We start from the raw sequence: 17639 nt of genomic DNA on the forward strand, positions 1-17639 counted from the left end.
CACCTTGTCAACCGCTTTCTGAAGAAATCTGAAATCGTTTTTCTTCAGCGCTTTCAAACAGTTACCTCCTCCGGGCCGCCGCTGTCTCAGTGGCTTGTCCCTCAGAAGTGGTGCGCATTCTACAGCCCTCAGGAAAACTGTCAACGACCAATTTCGGTTTATTTTCCAGAGCTTCGGTATCCACCTATTCGGCTGTTCAAATACTACCCAAAACGGTCAGCCAATCACCTGTTTCAGCTTCTTCTGGGTGCCCTCAGCGGAATCAGGGAATACCATCCGAACCAGTACCCTCTTATGCCAAGTAAAAAGACCACCACCAATCCATAAATCACCATCTCGGTGATATCGCTCCGCGCCTGGAAGATGAAGTGCAGCCACGCCAAGGCGACAGCCGGATAAACCAGACGGTGCAGCGGCTTCCACCGCCGCCCCACTCTGCGCATCATCGATTTGGTGGACGTGGCTGCCAGCGGAATCAGCAACAGGAACGCCATACTTCCGAAGATAATATAGGGGCGCTTGGTGAAGGTCGCCCACAGATCGGTCCACCCCAGGATAAACTGCAGGAACGCTATCAGGTGAAGCGTTGCATAAAAGAACGCAAACAAGCCAACCATCCTGCGGATTTTTATCCACCCAGACCAATGAGCCCAGCGCGCCAAGGGCGTCATTAACAACGTCACAATCAGCAACTGGAATGCCGACAGGCCGAGCGTCTCGGTTACCCTTTGCCCCGGGTCTGGGCCGAGGGACCCGGTGACAATATCGAAGACCAGTAACGCAAACGGCACACAGGACAGCAGGAAGACCACTATTCTGAACGGCAGCATCGGGATGGTCATGATTGGTCCTGATTTCCGTTCAATAGTACTTAGTCAGGTCCATCCCCTTGTACAAGTGGGCAACCTGCTCGCCATAACCATTGAACTTCCGGGTTTCCATCCAGTTCGGGCTTAACAGTCCCGACGGCAGCCTGCGCTCTCGCTTCTGACTCCAGCGCGGATGGTCCACCGCCGGGTTCACGTTGGCATAGAAGCCGTACTCCTGCGGAGCAATCATTTCCCAGGTGGTTTTCGGCCGCTCCTCCTGGAAACGGATCTTCACAATGGACTTGATACTCTTGAAGCCGTATTTCCAGGGCACAACCAGCCGCATGGGCGCGCCGTTCTGTTTTGGAAGGGTTTTGCCATAGAGACCGACGGCCATGAAGCTCAGCTCATTCATGGCCTCATCCATCCTGAGGCCTTCCTGATATGGCCAGTCGATGGTACTGAACAGCGAGCGCTGCGCCCGCATCTGATCCGGATCGTGGAGCGTTTCAAAATAGACGTACTTCGCCCGGGAGTTCGGTTCGAAGCGCTTGAGCATGTCCGCCAGCGGAATCCCGATCCAGGGAATCACCATGGACCAGGCTTCAACGCAACGTAACCGGTAAATTCGTTCCTGGTAGTCGTGGGGGCGGACCAGATCCTCCAGATCGTAAGTTCCCGGCTTTTCACACTCTCCCCCGACGGTCACCGACCAGGGATCCACAGACATCTCATCCGCGTACCGCGCGGGATCGCCTTTATCGGTCCCGAACTCGTAGAAGTTGTTGTAACGAGTTACATCTTCATACGGGGTTTTCTGTTCATCGGTGGAGAATCCCGGCATTGCTGTAAATTCGACGGATTCGCCCTGCACCGGTGCGGCTGCGGCGTCCACAAGGCGAGGCACTCCAGCACCAGCCAGCGCGGCGGCAACCATACCACCCATGAAACGGCGACGATCGAGGTAAACTGATTCTGGCGTGATATCAGATTGGGAAAGAGCCCAGGGCGGGCGTTTCTTGATAAGCATCGGGAATCTCCGTTAACCAGAAGCCTGAGTGATTGACCGGAGTATCCCTCGATAATTCCCCGGGCGCCGGGCCCGGGGCAAGTACTGCAGGGTTGCTACGCCTTATTGGCGGCGTGGTTTGCCGCGAAACAGGGCGCGGGCAGGTCCGGACAATGCATAGAGCAGGAACACGGTAAACAATACGGTTGCCGGATCCAGAGCGATCACAACAAGCATCAGTACCACCAACAAGATGGCAGCAAACGGGACCCGGCCGCGCAGATCAAGATCCTTGAAGCTGCGGTAGAAAATATTGCTCACCATGAGCACGCCAGTACCACCAACCACAATAACAGTCAGTATTGTCAGCCAGGTGGACGGCTCGAACTGATGAAAACACCAGACCAGGCCGGCAACACAGGCGGCCGCGGACGGACTGGCCAACCCCACAAAGAACTTCTTGTCCACCGAACCGATCTGGGTATTGAAACGGGCCAACCGCAAGGCCGCGCCGGCAACATAAATGAAGGTGATGGCCCAGCCAAACTTACCAAGACCGTTCAGGGACCAGAAAAAGGCCACCAGACCCGGCGCCACACCGAAGGCAACCATATCCGCGAGACTGTCATACTCCTCGCCGAACTTGCTCTGGGTGTTGGTCATCCTGGCCACTCGGCCATCCAGCCCGTCGAGGATCATGGAGACGAAAACCGCGATCGCGGCATTGTCGAAGACGCCGTTGGCCGCTGACACGATTGCGTAAAACCCTGAAAACAGGGAGGCGGTTGTCAGGGCATTGGGCAACAGGTAAATGCCCTTGCGACGGACAGGCGCCCCCTCGACCAGCTCTTCTTCCACGACCTCCCCGGAATCGATCTCCGGATCCGGGGTTTCTTGCTGTTCATTCTTGAAGGTGGCTTCTTCTGCAGCGGCAGATTTTTTCTCGTCAGTCATTCCTGGAACTCCGGAAAGCATTTGGGCGGAGTATATACGAAAAACGCGGCCACCCGGGCCGCGTTTTCGAAAACTGTGCCGGGAATCCGGATCAGTTCTTATCCTTGTCCACGATCTTGTTGGCAGTGATCCACGGCATCATGGAACGCAGCTTCTCACCAACCACTTCGATCTGGTGGGCCGCGTTGTCACGACGGCGCGCGGTCATGGACGGGTAGTTCAGGCTGCCTTCGGAGATGAACATCTTGGCATACTCGCCGCTCTGGATGCGCTTCAGAGCATTGCGCATGGCTTCGCGGGACTGCTCGTTGATGATCTCCGGGCCGGTCACGTACTCACCATACTCCGCGTTGTTGGAGATTGAGTAGTTCATGTTGGCGATGCCGCCTTCGTACATCAGATCCACGATCAGCTTCAGCTCGTGCAGACATTCGAAGTAGGCCATCTCCGGCGCATAACCGGCTTCAACCAGAGTTTCGAAACCGGCCTTGACCAGCTCAACAGTACCGCCACACAGAACGGCCTGCTCGCCGAACAGGTCGGTTTCAGTCTCGTCCTTGAAGCTGGTTTCGATGATGCCGGTACGGCCGCCACCGATACCGCTGGCGTAGGACAGGGCCAGGTTCTTGGCGTTGCCGGAAGCGTCCTGGAAGATGGCGATCAGATCAGGAATACCGCCACCGTTGGCGAATTCGGTACGAACGGTGTGACCCGGAGCCTTCGGGGCGACCATGATTACGTCCAGATCCTTGCGCGGAACGATCTGGTTGTAGTGGATGGCAAAGCCGTGGGCGAATGCCAGGGTCGCGCCTTCCTTCAGGTTCGGCTCGATCTCGGCCTTGTACAGCTGGGCCTGGAACTCGTCCGGAGTCAAGACCATGACCACGTCAGCGGCGGCAACGGCAGACGGCACGTCGCTGGTCTTCAGACCATAGGCTTCGGCCTTGGCGATGGAAGAAGAACCCGGACGCAGACCCACGGTCACGTCAACACCGGATTCTTTCAGGTTGCACGCGTGGGCATGGCCCTGGGAACCGAAACCGATGATGGCGACTTTCTTGCCCTGGATGATGGAAAGATCACAATCCTTATCGTAGTAAACCTGCATGAGAAACCTCTGTTATTTGTATTTGCCCCGCAGGGCCATAATGTTCAAACTTGTCAAATCTGGCCGTTACAGGCTCAGCACCTTTTCGCCGCGGGCAATACCAGAAACCCCGGTACGGACCACTTCCAGCACTCCGGAAGTACCGACGGCCTGGATAAAGCCATCCAGCTTGTCGCTGTCTCCCGCCAACTGGACCGTGTACACCGAGCTGGTGACATCCACGATCTGGCCGCGGAAGATATCCACCGTGCGCTTGATCTCGGCACGCTGGGATCCAGTCGCTTTCAGCTTCACCAACATCAGTTCGCGTTCGATGTGGGCGCCCTCGGTCAGGTCCACCAATTTCACCACTTCAATCAGCTTGTTCAGCTGCTTGGTGATCTGTTCGATGACCTTGTCAGAACCGGTGGTGGTGACGGTCAGACGGGACAGGGTCTCGTCCTCGGTCGGCGCCACGGTCAGTGTTTCAATGTTGTAGTTGCGCTGGGAGAACAGACCAACAACCCGTGACAGCGCACCCGGCTCGTTTTCCAGCAAAACAGAAATGATTCGACGCATGATCACACCCTCTCCGTCTTGCTGAGCCACATGTCTTTCATGGAACCGCGGGCCACCTGCATCGGGTAGACATGCTCGAAGCGGTCTACATAGATATCGACAAAGACCAGCTTGTCTTTCATCGCCAGGACTTCCTTGAGCTTGGACTCAAGGTCTTCCTTCTTCTCGATGCGCACGCCCACGTGGCCATAAGCTTCTGCCAGCTTGATAAAGTCCGGCAGGGACTCCATGTAGGACTGGGAGTGACGGGACTCGTAGTTCATGTCCTGCCACTGCTTCACCATACCCAGGGCCTGGTTGTTCAGGTTGATGATCTTCACCGGCAGGTTGTACTGCTTGCAGGTGGACAGCTCCTGGATGTTCATCTGGATACTGCCCTCACCGGTGATGCACAGCACCTCGTCGTCCGGATGGGTGAGCTTGACCCCCATCGCCGCCGGCAGGCCGAAGCCCATGGTGCCCAGGCCACCGGAGTTGATCCAGCGATTGGGCTTGTCGAACCTGTAGTACTGGGCAGCGAACATCTGGTGCTGACCCACGTCGGAGGTGACGAACGCCTCGCCGTTGGTCAGCTTGCACAGCAGTTCGATCACTTCCTGCGGCTTGATGACATCCGGGTTGTTTTCGTAACGCATGCCGTGGAACGCTCGCCACTCGTCGATCTGCTTCCACCAGGAGGCAATGGCGTCGGCATCCGGCTTGTCCTTGCTCTCTTTCACCAGGGCAAGCATTTCCTTGAGCACCGCATCCACGGGGCCAACGATGGGCACATCCGCCTCCACGGTCTTGGAGATGGAGGCCGGATCGATGTCGATGTGGATGATCCGTGCACCCGGACAGAACTTCTCGGTGGCGTTGGTTACCCGGTCGTCAAATCGGGCGCCCACTGCCAGGATCAGATCCGAGTGGTGCATGGCCATGTTGGCTTCGTAGGTACCATGCATGCCCAGCCAGCCCAGGTGCTGTTTATCGGAGGCCGGATAACAACCGATGCCCATCAGGGTGTTGGTGAGCGGGTACCCCAGCATGCGGGTCAGCTCTGTCATCTGGTTCGACGCCTTACCCAGAATGACGCCGCCACCGGCATAAATCACCGGACGCTTGGCTGCGAGGAGCATATCGACCGCTTTCTTGATCTGGCCAGCGTGGCCACGAATGGCCGGATTGTAGGAGCGCAACTTGACCTTCTTCGGATAGGAATACTCATAGCGCTCGTTCGGCGTGGTCATATCCTTGGGGATATCCACCACCACCGGGCCGGGGCGACCGGTCGCGGCAATGTAGTAGGCCTTGCGAATGATTTCGGGGATTTCCTCGGGGTGCCGCACACTCAGGTTGTGTTTCACCACGGGACGGGACACACCGATCATGTCGGTTTCCTGGAAGGCATCCTCACCAATAAGGTGGGAGGCAACCTGACCGCACAGAACCACCATGGGGATGGAATCCATGAAAGCGGTGGCAATGCCGGTAATGGTGTTGGTGGCTCCAGGACCCGAGGTCACCAGTACGGTACCTGGTTTTCCGGTCGCGCGGGCATAACCGTCGGCCATATGGACCGCCGCCTGCTCATGGCGTACCAGAATGTGCTTGACTTTGTCCTGCCTGAACAGCGCATCATAAATATGAAGGGCTGCACCACCCGGATAGCCGTATATGTATTCGATACCTTCATCCTGAAGGGACCGGATCAGCATATCGGCGCCAGACAATAACTCCACGATTTTCTACCCTCTTCTACGAGTGAATGAGCCGGGTTTCGTCCCGGTTGCCTGGATTCACGGTCTCCCTGCTTCTTGTGAAAGCGGAACCGGCTTGCTCCTCCACACCTGCAAAATAAGAGGTTGTCTCCTGGCCAGTCGCACTCCTGAGGGTTGCGGAGAACGACCAATCAACGGGTTGCACGTAAGCAACAACCAGCGCACATCGGGACCCGACGTGTTAAGTGTGGTGATTAACGGGGGATACTCGCTCGGGATTGCCTGCCGAATTAACCCCAGTTTCAGGCAATGGCCAATTCTGACAGCGCGAAACTCCCTGTCAATAGGCGTTAGTGTCCAATATGGCCGTTGGTCTGCCATACTCGGTCAATCCGGACCCAGAGATTTGAACCAGACGAAAGAAAATCCGCGTCACGGATGGCATGATAGACTTCACCAATAATTCCAACCGGCAGCGGAATCTGACCGGCAGCAAACCACGGCGAGTAGATCCATGAACAGAAAAATCCTGATGTTGACCCTGTTAATGGCTTTGGCACCGGGCATGGCCCACAGCGGTTCCGTCTACAAATGGACGGACGAGAATGGCGTCACCCACTTTGGAGACCGCCAGCCCACGGGCAGCAAAGCCGAACAGGTCAGTGTCCGTTCCGGCAAGGGCTCGGCCAACGCGTCCAGCCGCACCAGCCCCCAGGAGCAGGTGCAGGCCATGGAGCAGGAAGCGGAAAAGCGCCAGCTCACCGAGCGTGAACAGGCCGAGATGGAGGCGATCCGCAAGCAGCGCGAAGCCAACTGTGCCACTGCCCAATCGAATTTGCGGGTCATTGACAGCAATGCGCGGATTCAGGTGGAGGAAAACGGCGAGCGACGGTATCTGTCACCGGAGGAGATTGCCGAGCAGCGGATGCGGTTTGAGAAGGTTGCCGAAGAGAACTGTGGGCCGATGGAAGAGTAATAGGTGACGGTGGGGTCAGATGAAAGCGTTCATCTGACCCCGACTTCACCGACCGATCAGGCCTTCTCGAACACCAACTGGTGATTCTTCACCGTGCCGCGGATGGTGTCCCCCGGCACAAACTCTCCCTGCAACAGCTTCTGCGCCAGCGGGTTTTCGATGTTGCGCTGAATGGCCCGCTTCAGCGGCCGGGCGCCATAGACCGGGTCGTAACCGACCTCCGCCAGCAGATCCATAGCCCCAGCATCCAGCTCCAGCTTCATGTCCTGTTCCTTCAGGCGCTTGCTCAGGCCGGCGATCTGGATCTTCGCGATGCCACGGATCTGGTCTTCCGCCAGCGGATGAAACACCACCACTTCGTCCACGCGGTTGATGAATTCGGGGCGGAAGTGGGTGCCTACCACTTCCATCACCGCGCTTTTCATGGCCTCGTAGTTCTCCTCACCCGCTTTCTGCTGGATGATGTCGGAGCCCAGGTTCGAGGTCATCACGATCACGGTGTTGCGGAAGTCCACCGTGCGGCCCTGGCCATCGGTCAGGCGGCCATCCTCCAGCACCTGCAGGAGAATGTTGAACACATCCGGGTGCGCCTTCTCCACCTCATCAAGCAGCAGCACCGAATACGGGCGACGACGTACCGCTTCGGTCAGATAGCCACCCTCCTCATAGCCGACATAGCCGGGAGGCGCGCCGATGAGGCGAGCCACGGAGTGCTTCTCCATGAACTCGGACATGTCGATGCGCACCATGGCCTCCTCGGTATCGAACAGGAACGATGCGAGGGACTTGCACAGCTCGGTCTTGCCCACCCCGGTCGGGCCGAGGAACAGGAACGAGCCGTTGGGCCGGTTCGGATCTGACAGGCCGGCGCGGGAACGGCGAACGGCATTGGAGACGGCTTCCACCGCCTCATCCTGACCGATCACCCGGTCGTGCAGGGCCTCTTCCATGCGCATGAGCTTGTCACGCTCGCCTTCGAGCATCTTCGATACAGGGATGCCGGTCCACTTGGAGACCACCTCGGCGATCTCCTCGTCGGTGACGCGGTTACGCAAAAGCTCCATCTTTTTCATCTCGGCCTGGCCGGCCATTTCCAGCTGGCGCTCCAGCTCCGGAATCTTGCCGTACTGCAGCTCGGACATGCGGCCCAGATCGCCGGCACGGCGGGCGTTTTCCAGGTCAATTCGCGCCTGCTCCAGATCGCTCTTGATCTTCTGAGAGCCGTGGAGCGCCGCCTTTTCGGAATTCCAGACTTCCTCCAGATCGGCGTACTCGCGCTCGACATCGGAAATCACGTCAGACAGTTCTGACAACCGCTTCTTGGACGCCTCGTCCTTCTCCTTCTTCAGGGCCTCGCGCTCGATCTTCAACTGGATCAGCCGGCGCTCGAGACGGTCCAGCGCCTCGGGTTTGGAATCCATCTCCATGCGGATCTGACTGGCGGCTTCGTCCACCAGGTCGATCGCCTTGTCCGGAAGCTGCCGGTCGGTAATGTACCGGTGGGACAGCTTGGCCGCCGCGATGATGGCACCGTCGGTGACTTCAACACCGTGGTGAACCTCGTAACGCTCTTTCAGACCACGCAGGATGGCAATGGTGTCTTCCTCGCTCGGCTCGTTGACCAGTACCTTCTGGAACCGGCGCTCGAGCGCGGCATCCTTCTCGATGTTCTCCCGGTACTCGTCCAGGGTGGTGGCGCCCACGCAGTGCAGTTCACCCCGGGCCAGGGCCGGCTTCAGCATGTTGCTAGCGTCCATGGAACCTTCGGCCTTGCCGGCGCCGACCATGGTGTGGATCTCGTCGATGAACAGGATGATCTGCCCTTCCTGCTTGGATAGCTCGTTCAGCAGCGCCTTCAGGCGCTCCTCGAACTCACCGCGGAACTTGGCACCGGCAATCAATGAGCCCATGTCCAGCGACAGGACCTTTTTATCCTTCAGGCCCTCGGGCACTTCGCCGTTGACGATACGCTGGGCCAGGCCTTCGACAATGGCGGTCTTGCCCACGCCAGGTTCGCCGATCAGTACCGGGTTGTTCTTACGGCGGCGTTGCAGCACCTGGATGGTGCGGCGGATCTCGTCATCACGGCCGATAACCGGGTCGAGTTTGCCTTCGGCAGCACGTTCCGTGAGGTCGATGGTGTACTTGGACAGGGCCTGGCGGTTTTCCTCGGCACCCGGATCGGTGACGGCCTCGCCGCCACGAACGTCGTCGATGGCCTTTTCCAGGGAGGCCTTGTCGACGCCCTGCTCGCGCATTACCCGGCCCAGGGTGCCCCGGTCTTCCAAGGCAGCCAGCAGCATGAGTTCACTGGAAATGAACTGGTCCTTGCGCTTTTGGGACAGTTTGTCCGCCATGTTGAGCAGGCGGCCCATGTCGTTGGACATGGAGACATCGCCGGCGGAGCCTTTCACTTCCGGCAGGTTCTCGATTTCCTGGGCGATGGCCTGGCGGATACGTGACGGGTCTGCGCCGGCCTGTTTCAGCAGCGGCTTGATGGAGCTGCCTTCCTGGTCGAGTAGCGCCTGCATCAGGTGCAGGGGCTCAATGAAGTTGTGGTCCTTGCCAACCGCGAGCGACTGCGCGTCCGCCAGGGCGGTCTGCAGTTTGCTGGTGAGCTTGTCGATTCTCATGGTTCCGTTTCCCCAAATCAGTTAGCGGATATCTGGCGAACCCTTTGGCGGTTCGGTTATATCCAAATTGCTTTGCATTTAAATGTAGGGGCGGGTGGTGGGACTTCAAGCTCGTGGAGGCTGATTATGGCTGGAAATTGACCGTGGTCATTCAGATTCGGGGGAAGCGAGGAGGAGGCCCGTCCCTCCAGAACACGCCGTGAATACGTCCCTGTAGGCTTGACTGCAGCATCCATGCTGCAGACAGTTCTGGAGGGACAGGCCTCCTCCTCGCCCATACTGTCGAGATACGACGGATCCGTTATTCCATCCAGATCAGCGTCGCCATCCGTCCGGTCTGACCATCGCGCCGGTAGGAGAAAAACCAGTCCCGATCGCGAACGGTGCAGAGGCTGCCGCCGGAAACGGAGCGAACGCCGGCACTGGCCAGGCGTTGACGGGCCAGTTGATAGATATCAGCCAGGTAGTGACCGGGGCGGGCGCCCTCTTCTTTGAATGCTCTGGCGGCGTCCCGATTGTGCGAGAGGAATGCATCGCGAACTTCCGGGCCGACTTCGAATTGCTTCGGGCCAATGGCCGGGCCCAGCCAGGCGATCAGTTCCTCGCCGGGTACTGCCATGGCGCTGATCAGGTTTTCCAGTACGCCACCGCACAGGCTTCGCCAACCGGCATGAGCGGCACCGACAACACTCCCCGTTCGGTCACACAACACCACCGGCAGACAGTCAGCGGTCAGGATGGCGCAGGCAATTCCCGGTTCCCGGGTGAAACTGGCATCGGCTTCCGGGACCGTCGCGACGTTGTCAGCGGTGATCTCCACCACTGTGGTTCCGTGAACCTGGTTCAACCAGGCGATACGGGAAGCGTCCAGACCGGTGAAGTCAGCCAGACGCTGTCGATTAGACTGGACATGGCCGGGGTTGTCACCGACATGACTGCCGAGGTTTAGGGTGTCCCACCGCGACGCACTGACACCGCCCTGGCGGGTAGTGCACAACGCCTGGATGTTTCTGGGCACCGACCAGTCGGGGCGGAGGACGGCCTGTTCAGAAATCATGGCTCTCGAGCTCCCGGACGTGTTTGCGCAGGGCTTCAATCAGGTGAACCATATCCTCTGGCAGCGGCACTTCCCAGGTGAGGATTTCCCCGGTTTCTGGATGCTCGAGGGTCAGTTGCCGGGCATGAAGTGCCTGACGGTTGAAACCGGAGAGTACTTCCCGCAGTTCCTCGGTGGAGCCTTTGGGCAGGCGCATGCGGCCACCGTAGAGCTGGTCGCCCACAAGTGGGTGCTTGACATGGGCCATGTGTACACGGATCTGATGGGTCCGGCCGCTTTCCAGCTTGCAGCGAATATGGGTGTGGGCGGCAAAGCGTTCCGCCAATCGGTAGTGGGTGACGGCCGGCTTGCCGCTGGAGACCACCGCCATTTTCTTGCGCTCGCGGGGGTGTCGACCAATCGGGGCATCAATCGTGGCGCCACCGGTAAGTGTGCCCACCACAACCGCGTCGTACTCGCGCCCCATGGTGCGGGTCTGAAGCTGATCAACCAGCGAGGTGTGGGCTATCAGGCTGCGGGCCACCACCATGATGCCGGAGGTGTCCTTGTCGAGCCGGTGCACAATACCCGCACGGGGCAGGTTTTCCACTTCCGGGGCGTAACTCAGGACCGCGTTGACCAGGGTACCCGCCGCGTGGCCTGCCGCCGGATGCACCACCAGACCTGCCGGCTTGTTGATCACCAGCAGGTGTTCGTCTTCGTAGACAATATCCAGCTGAATATCTTCCGCTTCCCAGCTCACCTGCACTTCCGGCTCTGCATCCAGTTCGATGACGTCATCAAGCATGACTTTATCACGGGGCTTTCGGGCCTCACCGTTGACCGTCAGGGTGGCGTCCTTGATCCAGCCTTGGAGGCGGGAGCGGGAGTGCTCGGGCATCAAGGCGGCCGCAGCCTGGTCGAGCCTGCGGTCACTCAAATCAGGTGGAACAACAAATCGGGCAGTAATTCGGTTTTCAGATGACATCAAGCCCCCGGGGCCGGTGTGTTACGTTTTGATCAGATTCTGGCAATCAAGCAAGGGAACCTCTGCACATGGGACGTCTTCCCCGCTACAATGGCCGCTGTTCAAAAACTTTTCGACATTATACGGGATTCCGGCATGAGATCAGTTGTTCGTTTGCTGTTGCTGTCCACCCTGGTGGTGATGATCAGCGCCTGCGCCAGTAACAAACGGGAAGAAGAAGTCCTGCCGGAGCAGACCTATTACGAGAACGCACGTCAGGCGATGGATTCCGGCAACTTCAATGAAGCCGAGCAGAACCTGGATGCCCTGGAGACCTATTACCCGTTTGGCCGCTATGCTGAACAGGCCCAGTTGGATCTGATCTATGCCCGCTATCAGAACCTTGATCTGGAAGGCGCCCGGGCCGCGGCGGACCGCTTCCTGCGACTGAATCCCCAGAGTGACCATGCCGATTACGCCCTGTACATGCGCGGCCTCGCTTCCTACAACCTGGATATCGGCCTGGCGGCCCGCTACTTTCCCATCGACGTGGCCGCCCGCAATCCAGGCGAACAGGTTCAGGCGTTCCGGGACTTCTCGCAACTGCTGAACCGCTACCCGGACAGCCCCTACGCCAGCGATGCCCGCCAGCGAATGATCGCCATTCGTAACCGCATGGCAGAACTGGAGCTGCACGCCGCCCGCTATTACGTCAAACGCCAGGCCTACCTGGCCGCCAATAACCGGGCGCGCTATGTGGTGCAGAACTACCCATCAGCCCCGGCCGTGGAAGAAGCCCTCATCATCATGGCTGAGACCTACCAGTTCCTGGACCTGAAAAAAGGTGCGCGGGACAGTATTGCCCTGCTGCGGGAGAACTTTCCGGACAGTGAGGCGTTTAACGAGGACGGAGAATTTGTGGCGGATCGGTTGAAGGGGGAGAACCGGTCGTTGATGAATGTGGTGACGTTCGGGTTGACGGGCGACGAGTGAGATTGACGTGAAGATGGGGTCAGATGAAAGCTTTCATCTGACCCCATCTTCATCCCCGCTACTTCCCGCTCTTCCAGCCATTGGTAATCGGATACCGCCGATCCTTCCCAAACCCCCGCTCGGTAATCCGGACGCCGATCGGCGCCTGTCGGCGCTTGTACTCATTGATATCCACCAACCGAATCACCCTCGCCACATCGTTGGCATCGAAGCCCTCCGCCACAATAGCCTCGGCGCTGAAATCCCGCTCGACATAAAGATTAAGGATCTGGTCCAGCACATCGTACCCGGGCAGGCTGTCCTCATCCTTCTGGTCCGGCGCCAGCTCGGCCGAGGGCGGACGGGTAATGACCCGCTCGGGGATCACCGGGGACACCGTGTTGCGGTAGCGCGCCAGGCGGAAAACCAGGGTCTTGGGCACATCCTTCAGCACATCAAACCCGCCAGCCATGTCACCGTATAGTGTGGAATACCCCACCGCCATCTCGCTCTTGTTGCCGGTCGTCAGCACTAGCGAGCCAAACTTGTTGGACAGGGACATCAGCAGCACACCTCGCAGTCGCGCCTGGAGGTTTTCCTCGGTGGTGTCCGGCTTTGTACCCTCGAACGGCTTCGCGAGGGTGGCCATGAAGGCATCGTACATGGGCTCGATAGAGAACACATCGTACTGCACGCCCAAAGCGTTGGCCTCGGCCTCGGCATCCTCCAGACTCATGCTGGAGGTGTAGCGGAACGGCATCATCACCGCGCGCACCCGGTCCTTGCCCAGGGCATCCACCGCGACGGCCAGGGTGATAGCGGAATCGATACCACCGGACAGGCCCAGCACCACGGACTTGAAGCCATTCTTGTTCACGTAGTCCCGGACCCCGGTGACCAGGGCGCTGTAGACGTTGGCTTCCAGGGACGGCTCTTCGGGCAGCGGCCGGAATACTGGCTGGCAATGGTGATCGCAGGTAAAGTCGACCGGGTACAGGCCCTCGCTGAACTGCGGCGCTTCGGCCATCAACACGCCGCTATGGTCGTAGACCATGGAGCCGCCGTCGAACACCAGTTCATCCTGTCCACCGACCAGGTTTACGTAGACAATACTGACCGCATTCTCCTGCGCCTTGCGCTCCAGCAGAGCCTTGCGACGCGCCTGCTTGTCGATGTCATAAGGCGACGCATTCAGGTTCAAGATCAGCCGGGCTCCGGATGCGGCACAATCCTCCACCGGGCCGTCCTTCCAGATGTCTTCGCAGACGGTGATACCGACCGGAATACCCCGGATATCAAGGGTGAGCACATCCCTGCCCTCGGCAAAATAACGCTTTTCATCAAACACCTGGTAATTGGGCGGGAACCGCTTGAAATAGCGGCCGGTAATTTCGCCCCTCTCGATCACCACGGCACCGTTATAGAGCAGTCCTTGGTGACGCAGGGGTGCACCGATGACAATCGCCGGCTCCAGGTCTGCAGTCTTCAGCTCTTCCAGCGCCTCGTCCACGCGCGGATCCAGGCTCGGGCGTAACAGCAGATCCTCGGGTGGATAACCTGTCAGGCAGAGTTCCGGAAACACCACGATGTCCGCCTGATGCTCACTGGCCGCCTTGCGGGTGGCGTCAATCACCAGCCGGGCATTGCCGGGAATATCCCCTACCAGGAAATTCAGCTGGGCCATGACCACCCGCAACTTCCGGGCAGGCGATTGGGAGGACGGGGCGTTCCCGGACACGGACATAAATCGGCTCCTGTAACTCATTGCCATGAAAAGGCTATTATAACCCCGCGAGGGCAAGAATTTCTTCCGACCGATAAAAGACAAAAGGCAACCATGGCAGGCAGCAATTCACCGACCGGCAGCGCACAGGCACTTTACCAGCAGGGCAACTGGCAGCAAGTGAAGCTTTTCCGGATCTACAACCACTACCGGCTGGTGGTCAGCCTGATGCTGGTGGGGCTACTGTTTATCGAGCCGGTTGCCATGGAGCCCCGGTTTCGCTGGCAGGACTATTACCAGGCCGGCGTGGTGTCCTACCTGGCCTTGAACGCCTTTATCGGCATGACCGTGCTGGCCGGTTTCCAGCCCAGCCAGCGGCATATCACGCTCTCCATCCTGCTGGACATCCTGATCATGCACGGTTTGCTGATCAGCAGTACCGGTATTACCAACGGCCTCGCCAATCTGGTCATCATTTCTGTCGCCGCCGGCAACATACTGACCCCGAGCCGCATAGGCACCTTCTATGCCGCCCTTGCCGCTCTGTGCTCCCTGGGCATTTCCAGTTGGGCGGTCCTGGTACTGGATGAAAGTGGCGACGACATTGTCCGCGCCGGCTCCCTCGGCATTCTCTATTTTGCCGCGGCGTTTATCCTGCAGAACATCTCCCGTCGAATGATGCGCAGCGAAGCCCTCGCCTCAAGCCGAGCCCGTAGCATCGCGGAACTCGAGCAGATCAACCAGCAGATTATCCAGCGAATGCGTACCGGCATCCTGGTGCTGGATCGCTCTGGCCAGATTCGCCTGGCCAATGCGGCTGCCGAGGAACTGCTGTTTGGCACTCCAGGTGCGGAGGATTCTGCGCAAGTGCAAAACAGAGTACTGCCCCAGCCCCTGAAACTGGGCCTGGACGACTGGCTCGGGGATCCCCGCAAACGCGTTGCTCCGTTCCAGTCCGCACCGACCTCACCCCTGTTACAGGCCAATTTCACGCAGCTGGACCAGGAACAGGGAGACCTGATCCTGGTGTTCATCGACGACATGAGCAAGGTGACCCAGCAGGCTCAGCAGATGAAACTGGCCTCGCTCGGGCGCCTGACTGCCGGCATCGCCCACGAGATCCGCAACCCCCTCGGCGCCATCAGCCACGCAGCACAGCTGATGGAGGAATCCTCTGCTCTCGACGAGGGCGACAAGCGCATGCTGGACATCATCCGACGACATTCCAGTCGGGTAAACGGCATCATAGAAAACGTCCTGGAGTTATCCCGGCGTAAAGCAGCAAATGCCGAATTGGTGGATATTCAGGTCTGGCTGCACGAGTTCCGTAATGACTTCCTGCAAACCCAAGATGACCAATTGGTACCGGTCCGGATCGACCTTGTGATTGATCCTGAGTCCCCCGCTGCCCGCTTCGACAAGAGTCAGATCGAACAGGTTCTGGTCAACCTGTGTGACAACGGGCTTCGCTACAGCCAGCAGCAGTGCGGCGAGAAACATATAAAGCTGAGCGCCGGCGCCACCGAGGATGGACAACGGGCTTATCTGGATGTTCGGGACTACGGCCCCGGCATCTCAAAAGAGCACCGGAGTTCAGTGTTTGAGCCGTTCTTCACAACGGACAAAAGCGGCACCGGACTGGGCCTTTATCTGGCCCGGGAACTGTGCGAGTCTAACCAGGCGCACCTGTCTCTGGTGGAAGATGACCAGCCAGGATGCTGTTTCCGCATTACCTTTGCCCCACCCGGGCGCATGATCTGATCACAAAGCATTCTGACCCGGGGCCCCGCACAACGAGATGGAACCAACACTAGACAATGACCACGCATACCGCACTGATCGTTGATGACGAGCCGGATATCCGGGACCTGCTGGAAATCACCCTCTCCAGGATGGGCGTTGAAACCCTCACCGCGCCGGACCTGATTACCGCCAGGCAGCTATTGGACAGGCACCAGCCCCAGCTGTGCCTGACCGACATGAACCTGCCGGACGGTAACGGCATTGACCTGGTACACTGGATCCAGCAGCACGCCCCAGCGACGCCAGTGGCGGTGATTACCGCCTATGGCAATATGGATACCGCTATCGAATCCCTCAAGGCCGGCGCGTTTGATTTTGTCTCCAAACCGGTGGAACTGCCGAGGTTGCGGGAGCTGGTCAACAGCGCTCTGAAATTGTCCGACGCCAAACCGGAGATCGAAGCGGAAACAGACGAGCCCGGCCTTTTGCTGGGCAATTCGCCGCAGATCCACAGGCTCCGCAATCAGACCCGCAAGCTCGCCCGCAGCCAGGCACCGGTGTTCATCAGCGGGGAATCCGGTAGTGGTAAGGAACTGGTGGCCCGGATGATACACCTGCAGGGGCCACGCCGCGATGGACCCTTCGTGGCCGTCAACTGCGGTGCTATCCCCTCCGAACTGATGGAAAGCGAATTTTTCGGCCACAAGAAAGGCAGCTTCACCGGCGCCGTGGAAAACAAGGAAGGCCTGTTCCGCTCCGCCAACGGCGGCACCCTGTTCCTGGACGAAGTGGCCGACCTGCCCCTGGCCATGCAGGTGAAACTGCTGCGGGCCGTCCAGGAAAAAGCGGTACGGCCAGTGGGCGACGCCAGGGAGGTACCGGTAGACATCCGGGTACTGAGCGCCACCCACAAGAACCTGCCAGAGCTGGTGCAGGAAGGTAACTTCCGCCAGGACTTGTTCTATCGCATAAACGTGATCGAACTTGTGGTACCACCGCTACGGGAGCGGCCCGATGACATTCCCCTGCTCGCCAACCACATCCTCGGTCGCATCGCCCGTGAATACGAATGTGACCCGGCCGCCCTCACCCAGGATGCAATCGAACGACTCAAGGCCTACGACTTCCCCGGCAACGTGCGGGAGCTGGAAAATATCCTGGAACGGGCCTTCACCCTATGCGATGAGGACCGGATCAGCGCCGACGATTTGCACTTGGGGAACGGGGTACAACCCGCCGGTTCGGCCAATCCCGGTACCGATGAACCCAACGTACCGGAGGGGGAGATTGATCTCGAAGGGTTCCTGGAAACCATTGAGCGGCAGGCCATTGAGAAAGCTTTGGAGGCTACTCGGTGGAACAAGACAGCGGCGGCCAAGCGGTTGGGGATCAGTTTCCGGGCGTTGCGGTATCGGTTGAAGAAGTTGGGGATGGAGTAAGGCGAAGAGCCG

The 17639-nt window shown here is 59.0% G+C and carries 14 protein-coding genes; 4 read left to right on the forward strand and 10 right to left on the reverse strand.

Annotation, left to right across the window (positions count from 1 at the left end):
* Positions 1-233 precede the first annotated feature (233 nt).
* From R6W86_RS17280 to R6W86_RS17305, 6 genes are all read right to left on the reverse strand, one after another.
* A complete protein-coding gene (locus R6W86_RS17280) occupies positions 234-842 on the reverse strand; it encodes a sulfite oxidase heme-binding subunit YedZ (protein WP_410330585.1) in 609 nt (202 codons plus the stop codon).
* 19 nt (positions 843-861) lie between these two features.
* Positions 862-1839, reverse strand: a complete 978-nt coding sequence (gene msrP, locus R6W86_RS17285) for a protein-methionine-sulfoxide reductase catalytic subunit MsrP (protein WP_410330586.1) — start codon at positions 1837-1839, stop codon at positions 862-864.
* 102 nt (positions 1840-1941) lie between these two features.
* The gene (gene pssA, locus R6W86_RS17290) at positions 1942-2772 is read right to left on the reverse strand and encodes a CDP-diacylglycerol--serine O-phosphatidyltransferase (protein ID WP_410330587.1); all 831 of its coding nucleotides are present in this window, start codon (positions 2770-2772) and stop codon (positions 1942-1944) included.
* 91 nt (positions 2773-2863) lie between these two features.
* Positions 2864-3880, reverse strand: coding sequence for a ketol-acid reductoisomerase (gene ilvC, locus R6W86_RS17295; RefSeq protein WP_410330588.1), 1017 nt, complete (start codon positions 3878-3880; stop codon positions 2864-2866).
* 66 nt (positions 3881-3946) lie between these two features.
* The gene (gene ilvN, locus R6W86_RS17300; protein WP_092005803.1) at positions 3947-4438 is read right to left on the reverse strand and encodes an acetolactate synthase small subunit; all 492 of its coding nucleotides are present in this window, start codon (positions 4436-4438) and stop codon (positions 3947-3949) included.
* Between the two features lie 2 nt (positions 4439-4440).
* Entirely contained in the window at positions 4441-6159 is a 1719-nt protein-coding gene (locus R6W86_RS17305) for an acetolactate synthase 3 large subunit (RefSeq protein WP_410330589.1), read from the reverse strand.
* Positions 6160-6652: 493 nt separating this feature from the next.
* Here R6W86_RS17305 and R6W86_RS17310 point away from each other — a divergent pair, with 493 nt between their 5' ends.
* Positions 6653-7114 carry a DUF4124 domain-containing protein gene (locus tag R6W86_RS17310; RefSeq protein WP_410330590.1) on the forward strand — a complete coding sequence of 154 codons (462 nt, stop codon included), beginning with the start codon at positions 6653-6655 and terminating at the stop codon, positions 7112-7114.
* A gap of 56 nt (positions 7115-7170) precedes the next feature.
* Here R6W86_RS17310 and clpB read toward each other — a convergent pair whose 3' ends face one another.
* The 3 genes from clpB to rluD form a co-directional block, all read right to left on the reverse strand.
* Positions 7171-9747 carry an ATP-dependent chaperone ClpB gene (clpB, locus tag R6W86_RS17315; RefSeq protein ID WP_410330591.1) on the reverse strand — a complete coding sequence of 859 codons (2577 nt, stop codon included), beginning with the start codon at positions 9745-9747 and terminating at the stop codon, positions 7171-7173.
* A 301-nt stretch (positions 9748-10048) separates the two neighbouring features.
* Complete coding sequence (gene pgeF / locus R6W86_RS17320) at positions 10049-10804, reverse strand: peptidoglycan editing factor PgeF (RefSeq protein WP_410330592.1); 756 nt, start codon at positions 10802-10804, stop codon at positions 10049-10051.
* Entirely contained in the window at positions 10794-11771 is a 978-nt protein-coding gene (gene rluD / locus R6W86_RS17325) for a 23S rRNA pseudouridine(1911/1915/1917) synthase RluD (RefSeq protein WP_410330593.1), read from the reverse strand. Before rluD ends, pgeF begins: the two co-directional genes overlap by 11 nt.
* A gap of 135 nt (positions 11772-11906) precedes the next feature.
* Between rluD and R6W86_RS17330 the strand changes: the two genes are divergently transcribed.
* Positions 11907-12743: an outer membrane protein assembly factor BamD gene (locus R6W86_RS17330; RefSeq protein WP_410330594.1), complete on the forward strand. Its 837-nt coding sequence runs from the start codon at positions 11907-11909 to the stop codon at positions 12741-12743.
* Positions 12744-12801: 58 nt separating this feature from the next.
* Here the strand turns inward: R6W86_RS17330 and R6W86_RS17335 are convergent, their stop codons facing one another.
* Positions 12802-14466 carry an NAD+ synthase gene (locus R6W86_RS17335; protein ID WP_410330595.1) on the reverse strand — a complete coding sequence of 555 codons (1665 nt, stop codon included), beginning with the start codon at positions 14464-14466 and terminating at the stop codon, positions 12802-12804.
* A gap of 93 nt (positions 14467-14559) precedes the next feature.
* On the opposite strand from R6W86_RS17335, the gene R6W86_RS17340 reads away from it, so the two are divergent.
* Together R6W86_RS17340 and R6W86_RS17345 are read left to right on the forward strand one after the other, a co-directional pair.
* The gene (locus R6W86_RS17340) at positions 14560-16206 is read left to right on the forward strand and encodes a sensor histidine kinase (protein WP_410330596.1); all 1647 of its coding nucleotides are present in this window, start codon (positions 14560-14562) and stop codon (positions 16204-16206) included.
* Between the two features lie 56 nt (positions 16207-16262).
* Positions 16263-17627 carry a sigma-54-dependent transcriptional regulator gene (locus R6W86_RS17345; protein WP_410330597.1) on the forward strand — a complete coding sequence of 455 codons (1365 nt, stop codon included), beginning with the start codon at positions 16263-16265 and terminating at the stop codon, positions 17625-17627.
* The last annotated feature ends 12 nt before the right edge of the window (positions 17628-17639 follow it).

The organism is Marinobacter sp. (genome assembly GCF_046484525.1).
Taxonomy (GTDB): Bacteria; Pseudomonadota; Gammaproteobacteria; order Pseudomonadales; family Oleiphilaceae; genus Marinobacter.